This window comes from Mycobacterium sp., from assembly GCF_036273375.1.
In the GTDB taxonomy this organism is placed as follows: Bacteria; Actinomycetota; Actinomycetes; order Mycobacteriales; family Mycobacteriaceae; genus Mycobacterium.
The window spans coordinates 13,972-34,230 of record NZ_DASUHS010000027.1 but is presented as its reverse complement, the minus strand read 5'-3'; the positions used below and the strand labels follow the sequence as shown (position 1 = coordinate 34,230).

Annotated in this window: 22 protein-coding genes and 1 pseudogene; 13 read left to right on the top strand and 10 right to left on the bottom strand. The window is 67.4% G+C overall.

Annotation, left to right across the window (positions count from 1 at the left end; genetic code table 11):
* The first annotated feature begins 8 nt into the window (after positions 1 to 8).
* From VFW69_RS02955 to VFW69_RS02940, 4 genes are read left to right on the top strand one after another with little or no spacing between them, the layout of a single operon-like run.
* A complete protein-coding gene (locus VFW69_RS02955) occupies positions 9 to 1,307 on the top strand; it encodes an NAD(P)/FAD-dependent oxidoreductase (protein ID WP_526498004.1) in 1,299 nt (432 codons plus the stop codon).
* The gene (locus tag VFW69_RS02950) at positions 1,301 to 2,023 is read left to right on the top strand and encodes a DUF1365 domain-containing protein (RefSeq protein WP_526498002.1); all 723 of its coding nucleotides are present in this window, start codon (positions 1,301 to 1,303) and stop codon (positions 2,021 to 2,023) included. Before VFW69_RS02955 ends, VFW69_RS02950 begins: the two co-directional genes overlap by 7 nt.
* Complete coding sequence (locus VFW69_RS02945) at positions 2,020 to 3,303, top strand: SAM-dependent methyltransferase (protein ID WP_526498000.1); 1,284 nt, start codon at positions 2,020 to 2,022, stop codon at positions 3,301 to 3,303. The genes VFW69_RS02950 and VFW69_RS02945 overlap by 4 nt, the downstream gene beginning before the upstream one ends.
* Positions 3,300 to 4,100 carry a DUF1295 domain-containing protein gene (locus VFW69_RS02940; protein ID WP_526497998.1) on the top strand — a complete coding sequence of 267 codons (801 nt, stop codon included), beginning with the start codon at positions 3,300 to 3,302 and terminating at the stop codon, positions 4,098 to 4,100. Before VFW69_RS02945 ends, VFW69_RS02940 begins: the two co-directional genes overlap by 4 nt.
* 123 nt (positions 4,101 to 4,223) lie before the next feature.
* On the opposite strand, the gene VFW69_RS02935 is transcribed toward VFW69_RS02940, so the two are convergent.
* The 3 genes from VFW69_RS02935 to VFW69_RS02925 are packed head-to-tail and all read right to left on the bottom strand — an operon-like array spanning position 4,224 to position 5,989.
* Positions 4,224 to 5,078, bottom strand: a complete 855-nt coding sequence (locus VFW69_RS02935; protein WP_526497996.1) for a hypothetical protein — start codon at positions 5,076 to 5,078, stop codon at positions 4,224 to 4,226.
* Positions 5,079 to 5,088: 10 nt separating this feature from the next.
* Positions 5,089 to 5,607 (bottom strand): mycothiol transferase, encoded by a 519-nt coding sequence (locus tag VFW69_RS02930; protein ID WP_526497994.1) that lies wholly within the window; start codon positions 5,605 to 5,607, stop codon positions 5,089 to 5,091.
* 10 nt (positions 5,608 to 5,617) lie between these two features.
* Complete coding sequence (locus tag VFW69_RS02925) at positions 5,618 to 5,989, bottom strand: VOC family protein (RefSeq protein WP_526498086.1); 372 nt, start codon at positions 5,987 to 5,989, stop codon at positions 5,618 to 5,620.
* A 47-nt stretch (positions 5,990 to 6,036) separates the two neighbouring features.
* On the opposite strand from VFW69_RS02925, the gene VFW69_RS02920 reads away from it, so the two are divergent.
* From VFW69_RS02920 to VFW69_RS02905, 4 genes are read left to right on the top strand one after another with little or no spacing between them, the layout of a single operon-like run.
* Positions 6,037 to 7,767, top strand: coding sequence for an N-acyl-D-amino-acid deacylase family protein (locus tag VFW69_RS02920; RefSeq protein ID WP_526497992.1), 1,731 nt, complete (start codon positions 6,037 to 6,039; stop codon positions 7,765 to 7,767).
* Positions 7,768 to 7,805: 38 nt separating this feature from the next.
* Positions 7,806 to 8,393, top strand: coding sequence for a PPE family protein (locus VFW69_RS02915; protein ID WP_526497990.1), 588 nt, complete (start codon positions 7,806 to 7,808; stop codon positions 8,391 to 8,393).
* Between the two features lie 54 nt (positions 8,394 to 8,447).
* Positions 8,448 to 8,843 carry a pyridoxamine 5'-phosphate oxidase family protein gene (locus VFW69_RS02910; protein WP_526497988.1) on the top strand — a complete coding sequence of 132 codons (396 nt, stop codon included), beginning with the start codon at positions 8,448 to 8,450 and terminating at the stop codon, positions 8,841 to 8,843.
* Positions 8,844 to 8,861: 18 nt separating this feature from the next.
* Complete coding sequence (locus VFW69_RS02905; RefSeq protein WP_526497986.1) at positions 8,862 to 9,425, top strand: carboxymuconolactone decarboxylase family protein; 564 nt, start codon at positions 8,862 to 8,864, stop codon at positions 9,423 to 9,425.
* Here VFW69_RS02905 and VFW69_RS02900 read toward each other — a convergent pair.
* The 3 genes from VFW69_RS02900 to VFW69_RS02890 all read right to left on the bottom strand — a co-directional run bounded on the left by VFW69_RS02900 (position 9,414) and on the right by VFW69_RS02890 (position 12,786).
* Positions 9,414 to 10,238: an SDR family NAD(P)-dependent oxidoreductase gene (locus tag VFW69_RS02900; protein WP_526497984.1), complete on the bottom strand. Its 825-nt coding sequence runs from the start codon at positions 10,236 to 10,238 to the stop codon at positions 9,414 to 9,416. The genes VFW69_RS02905 and VFW69_RS02900 overlap by 12 nt on opposite strands.
* A 178-nt stretch (positions 10,239 to 10,416) precedes the next feature.
* Positions 10,417 to 12,042 carry a chaperonin GroEL gene (gene groL, locus VFW69_RS02895; RefSeq protein WP_526497982.1) on the bottom strand — a complete coding sequence of 542 codons (1,626 nt, stop codon included), beginning with the start codon at positions 12,040 to 12,042 and terminating at the stop codon, positions 10,417 to 10,419.
* 177 nt (positions 12,043 to 12,219) lie between these two features.
* Positions 12,220 to 12,786 (bottom strand): TetR/AcrR family transcriptional regulator, encoded by a 567-nt coding sequence (locus VFW69_RS02890; RefSeq protein WP_526497980.1) that lies wholly within the window; start codon positions 12,784 to 12,786, stop codon positions 12,220 to 12,222.
* 104 nt (positions 12,787 to 12,890) lie between these two features.
* On the opposite strand from VFW69_RS02890, the gene VFW69_RS02885 reads away from it, so the two are divergent.
* Positions 12,891 to 13,805, top strand: coding sequence for an SDR family oxidoreductase (locus VFW69_RS02885; RefSeq protein ID WP_526497978.1), 915 nt, complete (start codon positions 12,891 to 12,893; stop codon positions 13,803 to 13,805).
* A 54-nt stretch (positions 13,806 to 13,859) separates the two neighbouring features.
* Here the strand turns inward: VFW69_RS02885 and VFW69_RS02880 are convergent, their stop codons facing one another.
* Positions 13,860 to 14,558 carry a M24 family metallopeptidase gene (locus VFW69_RS02880; protein ID WP_526497976.1) on the bottom strand — a complete coding sequence of 233 codons (699 nt, stop codon included), beginning with the start codon at positions 14,556 to 14,558 and terminating at the stop codon, positions 13,860 to 13,862.
* Between the two features lie 29 nt (positions 14,559 to 14,587).
* Between VFW69_RS02880 and VFW69_RS02875 the strand changes: the two genes are divergently transcribed.
* The gene (locus tag VFW69_RS02875; protein WP_499917969.1) at positions 14,588 to 15,082 is read left to right on the top strand and encodes a cupin domain-containing protein; all 495 of its coding nucleotides are present in this window, start codon (positions 14,588 to 14,590) and stop codon (positions 15,080 to 15,082) included.
* Positions 15,083 to 15,086: 4 nt separating this feature from the next.
* A complete protein-coding gene (locus VFW69_RS02870) occupies positions 15,087 to 15,383 on the top strand; it encodes a hypothetical protein (RefSeq protein WP_526497973.1) in 297 nt (98 codons plus the stop codon).
* A gap of 110 nt (positions 15,384 to 15,493) precedes the next feature.
* Here the strand turns inward: VFW69_RS02870 and VFW69_RS02865 are convergent, their stop codons facing one another.
* The gene (locus tag VFW69_RS02865; RefSeq protein ID WP_526497971.1) at positions 15,494 to 16,945 is read right to left on the bottom strand and encodes a flavin-containing monooxygenase; all 1,452 of its coding nucleotides are present in this window, start codon (positions 16,943 to 16,945) and stop codon (positions 15,494 to 15,496) included.
* On the bottom strand, positions 16,936 to 17,415 hold the full coding sequence (locus VFW69_RS02860; RefSeq protein ID WP_526497969.1) for a VOC family protein: 480 nt from the start codon (positions 17,413 to 17,415) through the stop codon (positions 16,936 to 16,938). Before VFW69_RS02860 ends, VFW69_RS02865 begins: the two co-directional genes overlap by 10 nt.
* A gap of 120 nt (positions 17,416 to 17,535) precedes the next feature.
* On the opposite strand from VFW69_RS02860, the pseudogene VFW69_RS02855 reads away from it, so the two are divergent.
* Positions 17,536 to 17,734, top strand: a pseudogene (locus tag VFW69_RS02855) (short-chain dehydrogenase); the annotation flags it as partial.
* A gap of 19 nt (positions 17,735 to 17,753) precedes the next feature.
* Entirely contained in the window at positions 17,754 to 18,959 is a 1,206-nt protein-coding gene (gene moeA, locus VFW69_RS02850; RefSeq protein WP_526497967.1) for a molybdopterin molybdotransferase MoeA, read from the top strand.
* Between the two features lie 67 nt (positions 18,960 to 19,026).
* Here moeA and VFW69_RS02845 read toward each other — a convergent pair whose 3' ends face one another.
* The gene (locus VFW69_RS02845) at positions 19,027 to 20,241 is read right to left on the bottom strand and encodes an MFS transporter (protein WP_526497965.1); all 1,215 of its coding nucleotides are present in this window, start codon (positions 20,239 to 20,241) and stop codon (positions 19,027 to 19,029) included.
* Between the last annotated feature and the right edge of the window lie 18 nt (positions 20,242 to 20,259).

Below are 20,259 nucleotides of genomic sequence, written 5' to 3'. Positions count from 1 at the left end.
TAACGGCCGTGGATCACTCACGCGCCCGCTCAGTCGCGGTCATAGGCAGCGGCGTGGCCGGCCTCACCGCAGCCTATGTTCTGTCCGGCCGTGACCGCGTCTGCTTGTACGAGGCCGACGCGCGCCTGGGCGGCCACGCGCACACCCATTTCATCGACGACGGCGCCGGTCCAATCAGGGGCATCGACTCCGCATTCCTGGTGCACAACGACCGCACCTATCCAACCCTGTGCCGATTGTTCAGCGACCTCGGTATCGCCACCCAGGACGCGGAGATGTCGATGTCGGTCAGAGCCGACGACATCGGCCTCGAATACGCCGGCGCCCTGGGGCTGCGAGGTCTGTTCGCGTGCCGGCAGTCTTCGCGACCGCGGTATCTGCTGATGCTCGCCGAGATCATCCGCTTTCACCGCGTCGCCTCCCGAGTGCTGGATGACGACGCGGACAACGAGCTCGAGACGCTAGAAAGCTTTATGAACCGGCACCGCTTCTCGTCGTACTTTGTCGAGTACTTTCTCACCCCCTTGGTGGCGGCGGTGTGGTCCTGCGCCAGCGGCGATGCCATGCGTTATCCCGCCCGGTATCTGTTCGTCTTCCTCGCTCACCACGGAATGTTGTCGGTTTTCGGGTCCCCGAAGTGGCGCACCGTCACCGGCGGCTCGGCGTCCTATGTGAAGGCCGTCGCCGGTTGCCTGGACGAAGTGTCGGTCCGGACGCCGGTGAGTTCGCTGCGGCGGGTGCCCGACGGGGTGATGGTGCAGTCTGGCGGCGAGGCGCCGCGGCTTTTCGACGCCGCCGTCGTGGCCGTCCATCCCGACCAGGCTCTGCTGTTGCTCGACCAACCGACGCCGTGGGAGCGCGCGGTGCTGTCCGCGCTTCCCTATACGACCAACCGGGCCCAACTGCACACTGACACCTCGGTACTGCCCCGACGTCGCGGGGCCCGAGCGTCGTGGAACTACCTGGTGACACCCGGGACGGATCAGGCGGTGGTCAGCTATGACGTCAGCAGGCTGATGCGCCTGCACGGCCTGCGCCGATATCTGGTCACCCTCGGTGGTGAAGACCTCGTCGATCCCGAGTCGGTGCTGGCCGAAATGACCTACGACCACCCGTTGTATACGGCGGAATCCGTTGCAGCTCAACGCTTGCTACCGACCCTTGACGACGATCAGGTGGTGTTCGCGGGCGCCTACCACGGCTGGGGCTTTCACGAAGACGGCGCGGCGTCGGGACTGCGCGCGGCCCGCCGGCTCGGTGCCGACTGGCCGGCCGCGACCCGCCGCCAAGAGATGGCCCAATGCTGAGCCACGCTCCGACACCAGCGATCTACCGCACCACGATCACCCACAGCCGACAGCTCCCGATACACCACTCGTTCGAATATCGGAGCTACAGCTGGTATGTCGACGTTGACGATCTGCCGCGGTTGCCCTGGTGGCTGCGGCCGTTCGCTGGTTTCCATGCCGCAGATCATTTTCCAAACGCCTCAAATAATGTTCCCAATAACTCGTTGCGCGAACGACTTTCCACCTTTCTCGCCGATCGCGACGTGCCCCCTCCCGATGGCCGCATCACCGCACTGCTGCAGGCTCGCGTCTTTGGCTACGTCTTCAACCCGCTGAGTGTCTTTTGGTGCCACGATCGAAACGGGCAGCTGTGTCATGTGATCGCCGAGGTGCACAACACCTACGGCGAGCGTCATGCGTATCTGTTGCCGCCCGCTGAACTGCCGGTGGTGGCGGGCAAGGAGTTCTACGTCTCACCGTTCAATCCGGTAGACGGCTACTACATGGTGCTGGCGCCCCGGCCCGCAAGCCAAGTCGACATCACGGTCGCGCTGCACCGCGACGGCGAGCAGGCGTTCGTCGCCAACCTGCGCGGACAGCGGCGGCCCGCGACAACGAGACAGGTCGCGCTCATGCAAATCATTTCACCGCTGGCGCCGTTGGTGGTGGCGGCGCGCATCCGGACACAGGGGATCAAGCTTTGGTTACGTCGGCTTCCGCTGATCCCGCGATGAGCTCGCAAGCAGTCTACGAAGTCATCGGAAGGCCCTCGGCAGCAATCGATCCGGAACGCTGGCCAGCGGTCGCGCAGGTGCCGTCCGGCCCGATTGCCGCGGCATCAGCGGTGATCGCCGACAGGTTGCTCCGGCGCGCGGTCGCTCGACTACCACTGCGACTCCTCTATCCGGACGACGGTGTAATCGGCGCGGCCGACACAACGGCTCCCGCTCTGGTGGTCCATCAACCCAAAGCACTGGCGCGCCGCCTGGGGCGGCACGGCCTGATCGGGTTCGGTGAGTCCTACATGGCCGGCGAATGGTCGTCGGATGACCTCGCCGCGGTACTGACAGTCTTCGCGACCTCGGTGGCCGACCTGGTGCCGCGCATGTTGCAGTGGCTGCGACCGATCGCACCGGCCTTTCGGCCGCGCTGGCGGGGAGCCACTCGAGACCAGGCGCGGCGCAATGTCGCCGAGCACTACGACTTGTCGAACGACCTGTTCGCGCAGTTTCTGGACGAGACCATGACGTACTCGTCAGCGCTGTTCGAGGAGTTGCCGGCGTCGTGGCCCGATTTGGCTGCAGCACAACACCGAAAGATCGACCGGCTACTCGACATGGCCGGTGTTGGATGCGGCAGCAGGGTTCTCGAAATCGGTACGGGTTGGGGCGAGCTGTGCATCCGCGCAGCCGCGCGCGGAGCACATGTCCGATCGGTGACGTTGTCAGCCGAGCAGCAGCACCTTGCGCGGCTTCGGATTGCCGCGGCCGGGCTATCTGACTCGGTTCAGATCGATCTGTGCGACTACCGCGATATCGAAGGGTGTTATGACGCCGTGGTGTCGGTCGAGATGATCGAGGCGGTGGGCTTCCACTCGTGGCGTTGGTATTTCACTACGCTCGAACGGCTGGTACGCCCCGGTGGCCGGGCGGCGATCCAGGCGATTACCATGCCGCACAACCGGATGCTGGCCAGCCGCAACACCCACACCTGGATCCAGAAGTACATCTTCCCCGGCGGGCTGCTTCCCTCCACCCGGGCTATTTCCGGTATCACCGAGCGGCACACCGGTTTACACACCGTCGAAATGACTTCGCTGCGTCGACACTATGCCGAAACTCTCCGTCTCTGGCACGCGCGGTTCATGCTGCATCGAGATGAGTTGGTGCACTTAGGATTCGACGAAGTATTCGCACGGATGTGGGAGCTTTACCTGGCCTATTCGGAGGCGGGATTCCGGTCGGGCTATCTTGACGTCTACCAGTGGACGTTCGAACGCGAGGATCGCCGATGACCTCAGTGACCGTGGCCAACCTCCTTTCAGTTTCGGGTGCCTCGCTGGTGGCGCTGGCCGTGGTGCACTCGGTCACGTTCGTGATCGGCCGGCGGATCGGCCGCTACAACGTCGTCGACGTCGCATGGGGCGTGGGCTTCGTCGCTGTCGTCACGGTCGCCGCGACGCTCGGGCACGGCGCGCCGACCCGGCGATGGCTGCTGCTGGCGCTGGTGGCGATCTGGGGTTTGCGGCTGAGCTGGCACATCCACCGCAAGACGGTGGGCAAAGGTGAGGATCCGCGCTATGCCGCCCTGCTGCGGAACGCCACCCGCGGACAGGTCATCCGCAAGGTGTTCGTCTTGCAAGGCTTGATCACCTGGTTTGTCTCGTTGCCGCTGCAACTGTCGGCGGTGACCGGCCCCACGTCGAAACCGCTGACGGCCGTCACGGTGTTCGGCCTGGCCGTATGGCTGGTCGGTCTGATGTTTGAAGCCGTCGGGGATTTTCAGCTCAAGGCCTTCAAGTCCGACCCGGCCAATCGCGGTGTCGTGATGGACCGTGGCCTGTGGGCATGGACCCGCCATCCCAATTACTTCGGTGACGCCACGGTGTGGTGGGGGTTGTGGCTGATCACCATCAACGGCTGGGTGGCCCTCGCCACAATCGGCTCTCCGCTGCTGATGACTTACTTTCTCGTGTGGGTGACCGGCGCGCGGTTGACGGAGAAGGTGATGGCGGACCGTCCCGGGTTCGGCGAATACCAGGAGCGGACGTCATTTTTCTTCCCTCGACCCCCCAGATCGGCGCACCGATGACTTCTGGCCGAGCCGGAGTCTTCGGTGGCGATAGGCTACCGATGACCGGACCAACGCGGTTGAGCGGCGACTCGGACGCCCTGTTGCTTGGCAGAGTTGCGCTACGGTGATACCCCGCGGTCGCTACGACTTCTTCGCGAGACTGCCCAGCATCGCGACGATCACGCCGAATGCGACCACGGCGGCGCCGGCGAGCAACGTGACGTCGAGCCATTGGTGCAGACCGGCTTTGGCGTGTTCGATCATCACCTCGGCGACTTGGCGGACGTTGCCGGTGGTGCGATTCAGTTCATCGTTGACGTAGCGGCCGGCGACCTCGATACCCGCCCAGCCGCCCGCACCGACGAGCAGCGCGGAGACGCCCAGGCTGCTCAGCGCCTTGCCGCGGCGGCGCGCGGCCGCCACCGTGAGCAGCGCGCCGACACCGCACAGCGCCGCCGCACCCAAACTCATCCACGGACCCCAGGTCGACATCCGGCTCAGCCGCCCCTGCCGCATCGAATGCGGTACCGAAACGGTAAGCGGGACACTAAGTTTCGCGGGGACCACCACGTTGTGGCGGGCGAGCAGCGGCTGAATCGAGCCGTCGTTGAGCATCGGTGCCACGTCGACCGCCCACTGGTTCCCGTTCTCGGCCGTTCCTGGGTCGCTGAACAACCAGCCGTGCGCCGCCCGGTTCGCCTGGGCGAACAGCGGCGGAAACGCCGGGCCGGCGGTGAAGGCGCGGGCGGCGTCGAGCACCTCGGAACTGTCGACTTCAGAGCGGCCCCCGCCACGCTCGGCGATGAGAGTCATTGCCCGGCTGCTCAGTTCGGACGCCATGGCGGACTGCAGAGCCGGATCCGTCGCCGCGTGCTGCGCCAGTTCGGCGTAGCCGTCGGCTTCAACGACATACAGCTGCGTCCACGCCGCGGGGATCGCCACCGCCAGCGCGAGCGTGGTGATGAGCCACAACAGCACGGTCGCCGCGAATCGCACGCCTGCGAATCTACTGAATTCCCCGCACGTACGCGGCCTGCCCGAGGTGCTGGGCGCAGTCGTCGATGATGCTCACCAATCGCGCGCTGGCCGTCACCGGCGGATCCCAGTTGGTGTCCACGACGCGGGCAAGTTCCTCGGCGGTGACTCCCGCGACGTATTCGAGGGTGAGCTTGTGCACCGCGTGGTAGTAGCCGGACAGCAGATCCGCGGGCGCACTCACCTTGGCCACGTCATCGGGCCCGTGTCCATAGCCGGTGTCGTGGCGCGGCAGGTCCAGCCCGAACCGGTCCACCCAGCCGTCACGGAACCACACCTGCTCGACGCCGGCGACGTCGGCCAGCTGAATGTCCTGCACCCGAGCGCTGTGCCAGAGCAGCCACCCGATGCTGTTGGCGTTCGGGGTGGGCCGGTAGCCGGACTCCTCGTCGGTCAACCCGTCGGTGATCGAATCAACGTGCTCGATCAACCGGGTGAACGCGTCGCGCAGAAGCTCTTGTAGGACGCCGGCTTCGTCGGTGCTGGCCATACTCGCGACACTACGGGAGGGTCCCGTGGAAGACCGCTTCGACGTTGTTGCCGTCGGGGTCGCGCACGAACGCCCCGAAGTAGCCGGGGTGATATTCCGGCCAGAGCCGCGGCGCATGCAGCGGCTCGGCGCCCAGTTCGACGGCAGCCTCATAAAAGGCGCGCACCGCGTCCTCGTCGGCGGCCTCGAAGGCCAGGTGGACTTCCCGATTGGGTCCCGCCGCCGCGCTCGAGATCCAAAATGTCGGCTTGCCCGCACGGCCATATCCGATGGCGCGACCCACATCCAGCTGCCGGGAGAAACCCAGCGTCCCCAGCACGGCGTCGTAGAACCGCTGAGATTCGGCGTAGTCGGCGCAGTTGATTCCCACGTGGTCCATCACGGAGAAGATCCTGGCACGACCCACCGCTACGGTCGTAGATTGTTTGGATGACTTACGACCTCATCATCTGCAATGGCACCATCGTCGACGGGCTGGGGGGTGAGCCGTACGTCGGTGACGTGGCGGTGAAAGGCAACGTCATCAAGGCGGTCGGGGCAATAAACGGGGCGACCGCCGCGCGGGAGATCGACGCCACCGGGCTGCTGGTCACGCCCGGCTTCGTCGACCTGCACACTCACTACGACGGCCAGTCCATCTGGTCGGAGCGCCTGACCCCGTCCTCGGCGCACGGGGTGACGACGGTGGTGATGGGCAACTGCGGGGTCGGCTTCGCGCCCTGTCGCCAGTCCGACCACGACGTACTGGTCGACGTGATGGCGGGTGTCGAAGACATCCCCGGCGTCGTCATGACCGACGGACTGCCGTGGACGTGGGAGACGTTCCCCGAATACCTGGACGCGCTCGAGTCGGGTAAGCGCGACATCGACGTGGCCGCGTACCTGCCGCACTCACCGCTGCGGGTATACGTCATGGGCCAGCGCGGCGCCGACCGCGAGCCGGCCACCGACGACGACCTGGCCAAGATGCGGGAGCTGGCCAAGGAGGCGATCGAGGTCGGCGCGCTCGGCTTCGCGTCCTCGCGGCTGACCATTCACAAGACCGAAAGCGGTTCGCCCATCCCGAGTTACGAGGCCGCCCGGGAGGAGATCGAGGAGATCGCCCGCGGCGTCGTGGACGGCGGCGGCGGGCTGCTGCAGTTCGTTCCCGACATCCCGTCGGGCGGCTACCAGCCCGTGCTGCAGACGGTTTTCGACGTCGCCGAGGACGTCGGTCTGCCGGTCACTTTCACCCTCGTCGTCGCCAACTCGGGCGACCCGTCCTGGCCGGACGCCATCACCATGATCGAGAAGGCCAATGCCGCCGGAGGCGACGTCACCGCGCAGCTGCTGCCGCGCCCGATCGGGTTGATCATCGGCCTGCAACTGACGGCCAACCCGTTCGTGCTCTACCCCAGCTATCGCGAGATCGCGCACCTGCCGCTGGCCGAGCGGGTCGCCGAGATGCGCAAGCCCGAGGTCCGCGCCCGCATCCTGGCCGACAAGCCCGGCCAGGGACACCCGATCCTGTACGTGGCCCAGATGTGGGATTGGATCTTCCCGCTGGGCGACACCCCCGATTACGAGCCCGACCCGTCCACCAGCGTCGGGGCCCGCGCCCGCGCCCGCGGCGTGAATCCGATGGAGGAGGCCTACGACCGGCTGCTCGACGACGAGGGCCGGGCCATGCTGCTGGTCGCGACCAGCAACCTGCAGAACAACTCGCTGGACACCGTCGGAGAGCTCTTGCACCGCGACGACGTGGTACTCGGCCTCGGCGACGGCGGCGCGCACTACGGGATGATCTGCGACGCCAGCTACTCGACCTACTTCCTGACGCACTGGGCACGGGACCGCAACGCCGGACGGTTCACGGTGTCCGAAGCGGTTCGCGAGCTCACATCGGTGCCGGCCCGCATCGCCGGGCTGGGTGATCGCGGCCGGATCGCGGTCGGCTATAAGGCCGATCTCAACGTCATCGACCACGCCGCATTGCGGCTGCACAAGCCGATGATCAGCTACGACCTGCCGGCCGGGGGACGGCGCCTGGACCAGACCGCCGACGGGTATGTCGCCACGATTGTGGCCGGGGAAGTGATCGCCGAAAACGGCGTCCCCACCGACGCCCGTCCTGGCAGGTTGGTGCGCGGCCGCCAGCCCATCCCCGCAGCCTCACGATAACCCCACCAAAAGTGGCATATACCAGCTAAGTTGGGTCGGTGACGAGCCCGCATTTTGCGTGGTTGCCGCCAGAAGTCAACTCGGCATTAATTTTCTCCGGTCCTGGTCCCGGGCCGCTGCTTGCTGCCGCGGAGGCGTGGGACGGGCTGGCCGGGGAGTTGGCATCGTCGGCATCGTCATTTTCCACGGTGACGGCAGATCTCGCGAGCGCTTCGTGGCAGGGCACGTCGTCGACGGCCATGATGTCCGTGGCCAGCAAATACGTGAGCTGGCTCAGCGCGGCGGCCGCGCAGGCCGAAGAGGTGTCGCACCAGGCCTCGGCCATCGCGACCGCGTTCGAGGTGGCGCTAGCGGCCACGGTGCAGCCCGCTGTGGTGACGGCCAACCGCGCCTTGGTGTCGGCCTTGGCGGCAAATAATCACCTGGGTCAGAACACCCCGGCCATCGCCGACATCGAGGCCGCCTACGAGCAGATGTGGGCCTCGGACGTGGCGGCGATGTTCGGCTACCACGCCGACGCGTCGGCGGCGGTAGCCAAGTTGCCGCCCTGGAATGAGGTGCTGCAGAACCTCGGCTTCTCCAACACCGGCACCGCCGTCACGCACCCGGCCGGCTCCGGCGCCTAGATGTCACGGCTACCCGCCGCAGTAATCCGGAGTCCGCGCCTATCCTGGAAGGTCATGCGCACCAAGAAGAAAGTCGATCTCCAGGCGCTCGCCGACGCGCTGGCCGACTACCCGTACGCGTACCTGATCACGGTCGACGACGATTACCGGGCGCACACCGTGACGGTCGAGCCGCAGCTGCGCGAGGCCACTCTCGACGTCGGCCTCATCGGGGGGCGAACCCGCAACAATCTCGCCCAGCGCGCCGACGTGACCCTGTTGTGGCCGCCCGCCGAACCCGGCGGCTACGCGCTGATCGTCGACGGCAGCGCCGAAGTGACCGACGCCGAGGCCGAGACCGCCCGCCTGACCGTGGTTCCCACCCGCGCGCTGCTGCATCGCGACGCCGACTCCCCCGACGCGGCGAAGGGCTGCCTGCACGACTGCGTGGTGTTCTCGCTGCCTGCCTGACGCCGTACAGTCTCATCCGTGAGCCGCGTCGCACCGCTCGCTCCGCCGTGGAGCGAAGAAGATGCCACTGGCATCAACAGCTGGGGTCACCCCGACCGCACCTATGAGCCGCTGCTCCTGGTGCGTTGCCTGCAGCGCCATCCGGCACTGGCCTCCCGCCTGCGTAAGCTGGGCGAATCCCTTTATGTCGCAGCGCTTTTGCCCGGCCGGACGCGGACCATCGCCATCCTTCGCATCTGCGCACTGCTGCGCTGTCAGTACGAGTGGGGCGGACAGGCGGCGTTCTGGGGCCCGATCGTGGGCGTCAGTGACGACGAGTGCGACGCGCTGGTCACCGGCGGCCCCGCCGACCCGCGGTGGAGTCCGGCCGAGCGGACGCTGATCGAGGCGGTGGACGAACTCGAGCGCACCGGCACGTGGTCGGACGCGACCTGGACCGCGCTCGGCCGCGACCTCGACGACGAGCAGCGCATCGAATTGCTCACGGCCGTGGGCTGGTATCGCACGATCTGCACGCTATGCAACGCGCTCGCGCTGCCGGTGGAGGGCTGGATGCGGCCCTGGCCCGGCTTAGCGCGCTGAGCGGTCCCTGCGCAATCCCGGATGCCGGCTATTCACTAGCGGCAGCAGCATCCGACGCGGCATGAACTGAAACAGGCGGGTGGTGATCTGGCTCGGCAGCCCGGGGATCAGCGTTCCGCGGTCGTGTTCGAGCGCGTCGACTCCGGCGCGCGCCACATCACGCGACGGCTTCCAGAGGAACTTCGGGAACGCGTCCGCGAAATCCCGCTCGTTCATGCCCGCGCTCTGCACGAACTCGGTGCGCACCGGGCCCGGGCACAGCAGCGCGACGGTGACGCCGGTGCCGGCGAGTTCACCGCGCAGCCCTTGTGTGTAGTTGTTGACGAACGCCTTGGTGGCCGCGTAACCGACCTGCCCCGGAAAGGGTTGGTAGCCCGCGGTGGATCCGACGTTGAGGATCGCGCCGCGTCCGCGGGGCACCATCTGCTGGACGGCGCGGGTGGTCAGATCGATGACGGCTTCGACGTTGACCCGCACCTGGGCGATCTCGTCGTCGACGGAGGTGGTCGCCACCGATCCGATGGTGCCGATGCCGGCGTTGTTCACCAGGATGTCGGCGGTCAGGCCGCGACGCTCGACCTCCTCGAGAAGACCGGCGCGCGCGGCGGAATCGCCGACGTCGCAGGCGATCACCTCGACGCGGACGCGGCCGGCGAGTTCGTCGGCCAGCTCGCGCAACCGCTCTTCGCGGCGGGCGACCAGCGTGACGCCGTGGCCGCGGTCGGCCAGCTCGCGCGCGATATCGGCGCCGATGCCCGACGACGCGCCGGTCACGACGGCGGTGCTGGTGGGTGAGGGAGTCGGAAGGGCCACGGGCTAACACTAGGTCGCCGAGTGTTCGGAGCATTCACCGCCGCCGAACGTGAAGCTGGCCGCACGCTCGGCGGCGAATGTGCGGCTAACTTCACACTCGGCGGACGTCGGGGCCCGCAGACACGAAAAAGCCCGGCCCCTTATGAGGGCCGGGCTTTTTCGTACTTGAGTCGTGGACTTAGAAGTCCATGCCGCCCATGCCGCCGGTCGGGTCGCCCGCGGGTGCGGCCGCCTTCTCCGGCTTGTCGGCGACGACGGCCTCGGTGGTGAGGAACAGCCCCGCGATGGACGCCGCGTTCTGCAGCGCCGAACGGGTTACCTTCACCGGGTCGGCAACGCCGGCCTTGAGCAGGTCCTCGTACTCGTTGGTGGCGGCGTTCAGACCGGTGCCGGCCTTCGAGTTGCGCACCTTCTCGGCGACAACGCCGGGCTCCAGCCCGGAGTTGAAGGCGATCTGCTTCAGCGGGGCCTCGAGCGCCACGCGGACGATGTTGGCACCGGTGGCCTCGTCGCCCTTGAGCTTGAGCTCCTCCAGGGCCGGGGCCGCCTGCAGCAGGGCCACGCCACCACCGGCGACGATGCCCTCTTCGACGGCCGCCTTGGCGTTGCGGACCGCGTCCTCGATGCGGTGCTTGCGCTCCTTGAGCTCCACCTCGGTGGCAGCGCCGGCCTTGATCACCGCAACACCGCCGGCCAGCTTGGCCAGGCGCTCCTGCAGCTTCTCGCGGTCGTAGTCGGAGTCGCTGTTCTCGATCTCGGCGCGGATCTGGGCCACCCGGCCGGCGATGGCGTCGGAGTCACCGGCGCCCTCGACGATGGTGGTCTCGTCCTTGGTGATGACCACCTTGCGGGCCTTGCCGAGCAGCGAGACGTCAGCGGTCTCTAGCGAGAGGCCGACCTCTTCGCTGACGACCTGACCACCGGTGAGGATGGCCATGTCCTGCAGCATCGCCTTGCGACGGTCACCGAAGCCGGGGGCCTTGACCGCCACCGACTTGAAGGTGCCGCGGATCTTGTTGACGACGAGCGTGGACAGCGCCTCGCCCTCGACGTCCTCGGCGATGATCAGCAGTGGCTTGCCGCCCTGGATGACCTTCTCCAGCAGCGGCAGCAGGTCCTTGACGGTCGACACCTTGGAGCTGACCAGCAGGATGTACGGGTCCTCGAGGACCGCTTCCTGACGTTCGGCGTCGGTGACGAAGTAGCCCGAGATGTAGCCCTTGTCGAACCGCATGCCCTCGGTGAGCTCGAGCTGCAGGCCGAAGGTGTTGGACTCCTCGACGGTGATGACGCCCTCGTTGCCGACCTTGTCCATCGCCTCGGCGATCAGGTCGCCGATCGACTGGTCGCCCGCGGAGATAGCCGCGGTAGCCGCGATCTGCTCCTTGGTCTCGACGTCCTTGGCCGACTTGAGCAGGGTCTCGGTGACCTTCTCGACCGCCTTCTCGATGCCGCGCTTCAGTGCCAGCGGGTTGGCGCCGGCGGCAACGTTGCGCAGGCCCTCCTTGACCAGGGCCTGGGCCAGCACCGTGGCCGTCGTCGTGCCGTCACCGGCGACGTCGTCGGTCTTCTTGGCGACCTCTTTGACCAGCTCGGCGCCGATCTTCTCGTAGGGGTCCTCCAGCTCGATCTCCTTGGCGATGGACACACCATCGTTGGTGATCGTGGGGGCGCCCCACTTCTTCTCCAGGACGACGTTGCGGCCCTTGGGGCCCAACGTCACCTTTACCGCGTCGGCGAGGGCGTTGAGCCCCCGCTCGAGGCCGCGACGGGCCTCTTCGTCGTACGCAATTGTCTTGGCCATTGCGAAGTGATTCCTCCGTATTGGGGATGACACGTTCTGGCCGGGCGCAGTGCCCGCGACGGACGACCGCAGCTGTCTTCTGGCTAGGTCTCACCGTCCCGACCTAGCACTCGCTGGTCGCGAGTGCCAACGTCATTCTTAGCACTCGCCTATGTCGAGTGCAAGAAGCGGTCACCCCTATCGCCCAGCGCGTAAGCCGTCGACGACGACGTCGGTCACCCGCTCGGCCAAGTCCGAGTTGTAGGCCTCCATCGCCTGGCACCCAACCATGATCGACTTCACTTCGCGCACCCCGATGTCCTGGCGCGCGGAGCCCGCTCGCTGCGCGGCCCGCAGCAGCTCGTCGAGCATGGCCAGGAACGCGTCCTCGGCCTCGGGCGCGGCGGCGGCGATGTCGATGCCGAGCCCGGCCAGCGCGTCGGCCAGACCGCGGTCCGTCGCGCCCCAGTGCAGCACCATCGAGCGCAGGAAGGTGAAGAGCGCTTCGCCGGGCCCTTCGGATTCCAGCAGGGCGCGGCCGTCGTCGACGAGCCGCTGCATCCGGTCCTCGATGACCGCCTGGAACAGCGCCTCCTTCGTCGGATAGTGCCGATAGACGGTGCCGGCCCCCACGCCGGCCCGCCGCGCGACCTCGTCGATGGGCACCGACAAGCCTTCGGCCGCGAAGGTTTCGTAGGCGACTTCAAGCACGCGGGCACGGTTGCGCGCCGCGTCGGCGCGCAACGGCCGTGCGGGTTGCGCCATTTGTTCACTCCTCGAAAGGTTGACAAAGCGGGGCGTGCGTTCCATATAGTGGCAATCAACCGGAGCGATCGCCCCGTTTACTCTACAAGTTCAAGGAGCCTCTCATGGCCAAGTGGACCACCGCGGACATCCCCGACCAGACCGGACGGGTCGCCGTCATCACCGGAGCCAACACGGGCCTGGGCTACGAGACGGCCCTGGCGCTGGCCGACCACGGCGCCCACGTGGTGCTGGCGGTGCGCAACCTGGACAAGGGCAAGGACGCGGCGGCCCGAATCACCGCCCACAGCCCGCATGCCGACGTCGCGCTGGCCGAGCTCGACCTCACGTCGCTGACGTCGGTCCGGGCGGCCGCCGAGCAGCTGCGGTCCGCGCACGACCGCATCGACCTGCTGATCAACAACGCCGGGGTGATGTACACGCCGAAGTCGAACACCAAGGACGGCTTCGAGCTGCAGTTCGGCACCAACCACCTGGGCCACTTCGCCTTCACCGGCCTGCTGCTGGATAGGCTGCTGCCGGTCGCCGGCTCGCGGATCGTCACCATCAGCAGCGTCGGCCACCGCATCCTCGCCGACATCCACTTCGACGACCTGCAGTGGGAGCGCCGCTACAACAGGGTCGCCGCCTACGGGCAGGCCAAGCTCGCCAACCTGCTGTTCACCTATGAACTGCAACGACGGCTCGCCCCGCATGGCACGACGATCGCCGCGGCCGCGCACCCCGGCATGTCGGACACCGAGTTGATGCGCAACATGCCCGGCCCGCTGGTCGTCGCCTTCGAGCGGATCGCACCGTTCGTCGCCCAGAACCCGGCCATCGGCGCCCTGCCGACCCTGCGCGCCGCTACCGACCCGGGGGTGCTGGGTGGGCAGTACTACGGACCCGACGGCCCGGGCCAAACGCGGGGCTATCCGCAGGTCGTGGGCTCCAGCAAGAAGTCGCACGATGTCGACCGGCAGCACCGGCTGTGGACGGTCTCCGAGGAGCTCACCGGCGTCGTCTATCCCCTCGACTAGCCCGATGGTGCCGACCCGCTGCGCCCGGCGCATGCGCCGCCCTTGCGATCGGCACTAGGGCAGGTCGAGCAGCTGCTCGTAGAAGCCCCCGAAGCCGCGCGGGCGATCGACGAGGTGGATCTCGAGGATCCAGTGGCAGATGCGGCCGCGCGGATCGGTGCGGCGCATCGGCTTGTTCGATCCGGGCATGATGATCCACTCGACGCCGGGGCCCGCGATCTTCTTGTGCGGAAACTCGCCGATCAGGTGGCCCGCGATGCTGCTGCCCCACTCGAAGCCCTCGGCGCGGGCCACCCCGACGACGTAGTCGAACAGCTCGGCGCCGGTGATGTCGGGATGGTTGGCGAAGTGGTCGTGGCCTGCCTCCCACACGCGTGGCAGGGCGTCGCGGACGGCCGTCTTGTGCGGGTCGTCGCCGAGCACGAAGGTCCGCCCGAAATCGGCCTCCCACTCCTCGAAGATCGGGCCCAGGTCGAGGAAGACGATGTCGTCGTCGACGATCACGCGATCCGGCGGGCGTTCCTGGAACGGCTGCAGCGTGTTCTCTCCGGCGCGCACGATCCGCCGGTGCCAGTGCCGGGTCACGCCGAACATCTCGCCCGCGAGGTCGTGGATCCGGTCGGAGAGTTCCTTCTCGGCCAGCCCGGGGCGAATCATGGCCCGCCGCTCGATCTCGTCGAACAGTTGCGCGGCTTTGCGTTCGGCGTCGAGCAGCCGTTGCACGCGAACATCTTCGGCGGTCGATCGGTCCACACCGGCGATGCTATGCGCACACTGGAGCCATGTCCCTCGTCGTGCCGCCCTACCCGCCAGCCCGATACACCAAAGACGAACCGGAGATCAGCGCCTGGCTCAAGCGAGCCGATCAGCCGCCCGACTACGAGACGTCCGGGGTCAAGTACCACTACCTGGCCAACCAGCAAGACACCGCCGGCGACTACGGCCTATACCGCGTCGACATCGCCCCGGCCGGCGGCGGGCCCCCGGCGCACTTCCACCGCGCCATGTCCGAGGCGTTCTTCGTCCTGTCCGGAACGATGAAGCTCTACGACGGCACGCAGTGGGCGGACGGCCATCAAGGCGACTTCCTCTACGTCCCGCCCGGCGGCGTGCACGGGTTTCGCAACGAGGCGGACGAACCGGCGTCGATTCTGATGTTGTTCGCGCCCGGCGCACCCCGCGAGGCCTACTTCGAGGGCTTCGCGGCACTGGCCGACATGACCGACGACGAGCGCCGGGAATGGTTCATCCGCCACGATAATTTCTGGGTGCAGTAAACCGGTGCATCAACACGAAATTTCTTCTGCCGTAACGTTTCTGATCTTCACGCCGGCCGCGAAAGCGATGGGCGCAGGGTGTGGCCGTGCGGACCAGAAAGCCATCGAAACGGGCTGCGGTCTGGATGCGGCAACGGATCGATTGGTCGATGAGCGCCCCGGTGATGATCGACCTGCGGATCAAACGCCGGAAACCCCGGAGCACGCCGGTCTTTCGGCCGCAGTCACCGGCGCCGGTCGCCGTGCGGGCACGCGGCATCCGGGTGATTGGATATCAGCGCGGCGGGCGTGGACTACGTGACCGGCCCTGGCACGCTTGACGCTCGCACCGGCAGCGATGACGCGACTGCCGCGGGTCACCTCTCCCGCGTCGGGTCGACGTACTGCTGCGGTTGGGGCTAAGAACGCGGGCTACGGACGTAGCAGGTAGTCCTCGGCGACCATGCCGCGAGTGCGTTCGAAGAATGCCCGGCCCCTAAAGGGCAATTGGGTGACGACCTTCCCGCTGGGATGTCGAAAGTAGTTGGTACAGGCCAGCCAGACCTTGCCTACCATCGCGGCCTGGATCTCGTCGTTGTAGCGGCGCTGCGCCGCGGCCGTCACCTCGACGGTGTGCGCTCCGCGGCCGTCCATCACGTCGAGGATGTGCCGGATGAAGGTCGTCTGCGCCTCGTGGATATAGATAATCGAGTTGACGCCGTTGGTGTTGGGGCCATACAGCACAAAAAAATTCGGATACCCGGCGATCAGCGTGCCCAGGTAGGCCTCCGCACCGTCACTCCAATCATCGCGAAGGTGGCGGCCGCCGGCTCCGTACACGTCGACGCTGGCCAGATAGTCGGCGGCGGTGAACCCGGTGCCGTAGATGATGGTGTCGACGCGGTGTTCGACGCCATCAACGGTACGCACCCCGCGTTCGGTCAGTTCGGCGATCGGGGTCGTTTCCAGGCTGACGTTGGGCAGTGCGAACGTGGGGTACCACTCGCGCGACATCAGCGGCCGCTTGCATCCGGCGGGATAGTTCGGTGTCAGCTTCGCCCGCAACTCGGGGTCGGCCACCTTGCGGGCCAGGTAACTGCGGGCAAGCTCGGTCGCTTCGAGGGTCTGTGGGTGGTCGACGTCGAAGCTGGCCGACTCGTAGGCATCAAAGGCCTCGTCGCGCAGCTTCTGCGCGGTAGCCGGTTCACGTGCGAACAGCTCGTGCTGATCGGGAGTGAACGGGAAGTCGAATCGCGGCGCAATCCATATCGGGGTCCGCTGAAACACGGTCAGGTGGGCGGTCTTTCGCGCTATCGCGGGCACGTATTGGATCGCGCTGGCGCCGGTGCCGATGGAAGCGACGCGTTCTCCGTCCGTCGACTTGCTGTGGTCCCAGCGCGAGGAATGAAATCGGCGGCCGCGAAACCGCTTCGCCCCCACAATGTCCGGGATGTATGGCATATCGAGCATACCGACCGCGCTGACCACCACATCGAATTCGTGCTGTCGGCCGTCGTCACCGGTCAGCGTCCAGCGGCGCTGCGAGTCCGACCAGCGCGCGGTGGTGATCGCGGTGTTGGCCCGCAGGTGCCCGGCCAGCTTGTGCTCGGCCGCCACCCTCTCGAGATAGGCAAGGATCTCGGGCTGATTGGCATAGGTCTTGCTCCACAGAGGGTTGGGCGCAAATGAATACGAGTACAGGTGGGACGGGACGTCGCAGGCCGCGCCCGGAAAGGTGTTGTGGCGCCATGTGCCGCCGAATCCGTCGGCTCGGTCGAAGATCGTGAAGTCGTAGCCCGCGTCGGCGAGCTGGATCCCCATCGCGATGCCGCCGGCGCCGGCGCCGATGATCCCGACCGAGGGCTTCGGGGCCGCTATGCCCATTGCGCAAAGTACGGTCGTCCGGGCCGGCTCTTTTCCACCAGAATGAACACCACGCCCCATGGATCGACGAACCAGGTGGTACGAACCCGCGCCACGTCCGCGATTCCGCTGACCAGGAAGCGCACTCCCCTGGACTCCAGTTCCGCCCGGGTCGCGTCGAGGTCCGCACAGATCAGTCCGACGTGCGAGAGCCCGGGGTCGGTCAGTGTTCGGCCGTCATCGGAAGGTCCGCTTTCGACTCCGAGGTATTCGATCACCTCGAGCACCCTGTCACCGTCATCTTCGAATCCGAGGATGGCGGCTTTCATGCTGGGATCGGACACCAACTCGCCCATGTCGTCGCGAATGTCGTTACCAGCCATGACATATGGCGGCGAGAGCACACGCAGGCCCAACACATCGCGGTAGAACGCCACCGCGGCCTCGCAATCCGGAACGCACACCCCAGTGTGAGCCAAACCGGTGATCACGTTTTCACCTTACGTCGGCCCGGCCGGGCCCACGCGCCCATCCGGTAGCAGCAGATCCGGATGAGTATCTTTTGGGCCATGCCGTCCAACGACGAAGAGACCCGCTCATGGTCGGAGGCCGACCCGAAGACCATTGCCGCCGCGGCGCACCCGGGCGGCTCCGATACCGAGTTGGCACGCAACCTGCCAGGCGTCTTGCGGCCGGTGAAGGCCGTGCTGGGCCCGGTGCTTTTCCAGCGCCCAGTCCCACGACGAGGAGCTGCAGCATCCGCTCTGGGCCGTCTCCAAAGAACTCACCGGCGTCAGCTTCCCCGTCTGACACGCGGATAATGGCTGCGATGCGCTCAGTCGCCGAACACCAGCGGGTCGTCACCGAGTTGATTCGTGCGCGGCCGCCGGTCGCGGTCCCGCTGGCCGATGCCCAGGGTCTGGTTCTGGCCGAGGACGTGGTGGCGCAGCTGGCGTTGCCGGTCTTCGACAACTCCGCGATGGATGGTTACGCGGTGCTCGCTGAAGATACGGCGGCCGCCACGCCGGAAAATCCGGTGGTGTTGCGTGTCGCCGAGGACATTCCGGCCGGGCGCACCGACGAACTGACGCTGCAGCCCGGGACGGCGCACCGGATCATGACCGGCGCGCCGCTGCCGGCGGGAGCGACGGCCGTCGTGCCGGTGGAGGACACCGACGGCGGCGTGGACACGGTGTCGATCCGCGCGGCCCGCGCGGCCGGCATGCACATCCGCCGCGCGGGTGAGGACGTCTCCCCCGGCACCACGGTCTTGCGCCAGGGTCAGGTAGTGACGCCGGCCGTGCTCGGCTTGGTGGCGGCGCTGGGCATCGCCGAGTTGCCGGTGATCCCGCGACAGCGCGTGCTGGTGATCTCGACCGGATCGGAGCTGGTGACACCGGGCACGGCGCTGCTGCCGGGGCAGATCTACGAGTCCAACTCGATCATGCTGGCCGGTGCCGTTCGGGATGCGGGTGCCGATCTGGTCGCCGTCGCGACCGCGGAAGACGAAGTGGCCCAATTCAGTTCGATCATCGACCGATATGCGGGCGATGCCGATCTGATCATCACTAGCGGCGGCGTCAGCGCCGGCGCCTACGAGGTGGTCAAGGATGCGTTCGGGCGCGAGGGCGACCAGGGCGTGGAATTCGTCAAGGTCGCCATGCAGCCGGGCATGCCGCAAGGCGTGGGACGGGTGGCCGGTGCGACGATCGTCACGCTGCCGGGCAACCCGGTCAGCGCGCTGGTGTCCTTCGAGGTGTTCATCCGGCCCGCGCTGCGAAAGGCCATGGGCCTGCCGGACTCGGAACGCCCGCACCGCAGGGCCGTCCTCGCCGAGTCGCTGACGTCGCCGCGCGGCAAGCGCCAATTCCGGCGCGCGGTGCTCAACGACGACGCCAGCACGGTCACCAGTTACGGACCGCCGGCGTCGCACCACCTGCGCTGGCTGGCATCGGCGAACGGGCTGCTGGACATCCCCGAGGATGTCGTCGAGGTGCCCGAGGGAACCCGACTGCAGGTGTGGGATCTGCGCTAGCCGGCGACGATGCAGCCCGCTAAGCCGGGGTGCTGAGGAGCCCGGCAATCAGACCCAGCGAGTACAGCTAGGCCGCGGGCCTGGCCACGTCCCGATGGAACTCGTCGGCCTTGTCGAAAGCCGGAGTGCATCGGATGGCGACGCCGACGATCGACATCACCACCGGAATGGTGACCAGCGCCGCCGCCAGCCCCACCCGCCCGGAGAGGTGGCCGATCAACGGCGGCCCGAGGAGGTAGCCCAGCCAACCGGTCGCGGCCACGACGGCGATCGCCGATCCGGCGCCGCTCGCGCCGTAGGCCGCGCTGAAGGCGGTGGGCACCAGCAGCGCAACACCGACACCCAGCGCGGCAAAACCGAGCACGCTGACCCAGGAGTTGGCGGCCGCCAGCATCACGCTCATGCCCACGACGGCCACCAGCGTCAGCGCCGGCAGCAGCCGGCGGCTGGACACCCGCTGGTGCAGCCGGGGTGCGCCGAACCGGGTGATGACCATCGCACACGTGTAGGCGGCGTAGCTCAGCGCGGCGACGCTCGGGCCGGCGCCGATGACGTTGCGCAGGTAGTTGGCCGACCAGTCGGTGGCGGCGCCTTCACACAGAAACGACGCGAATGACACGGCGGCGAGGATCGCCACCGCCGGCGTCATCCAGGCGCGCTTACCCTGCGCCGCTGTCGATGACGCGGCGGCGTCGTCGGCCGCGTCGGGGATCAGGCGACGGGTCAGCGGCTCCACCACGATCAGGACGACCAGCCCCAGACCCGTCAGCTGCGCAGTCAGGCCGACGCCCACGCTGACGCACGCCGCGCCGATCACGGCCCCCGCCAACGCCCCGACGCTCCACATGCCGTGGAAACGCGCCATTATCGGAGCCTTCGCGAGCCGCTCGACCGTGCCGGCCTGGGTATTCATCGCGACGTCCAGCGCCCCCTGGAACAGTCCCCACAGCGTCAGCGCACCGAACAGTGCGGCCGCGGATCCGGCCAGGCCCACCGTCGCTCCGGCCGCGACATAGCCCGCGACCGTGACCGGGATCAGCCGGTGGCTGCCCCACCGGGGCAGCGCCCAGTGGCTGAGCAGCGTGGCCACCACCGATCCCAACGGCGCGCCGAACAATGCCGTTCCGAGGGCCGCGTCGGAAAGGCCGAGCTCGGCCTTGACGTGGGGAATGTGAGCGGCCCAGGAGGAGAACACCAGACCGTGCGCGACGAATACGGCAATCACCGCGACCTTCGCCCGGAGCAACTGTGGTGCTCGCCGATCCGCGCTGTGCGATTGCATGTCGAAGGTGGGCGTTCC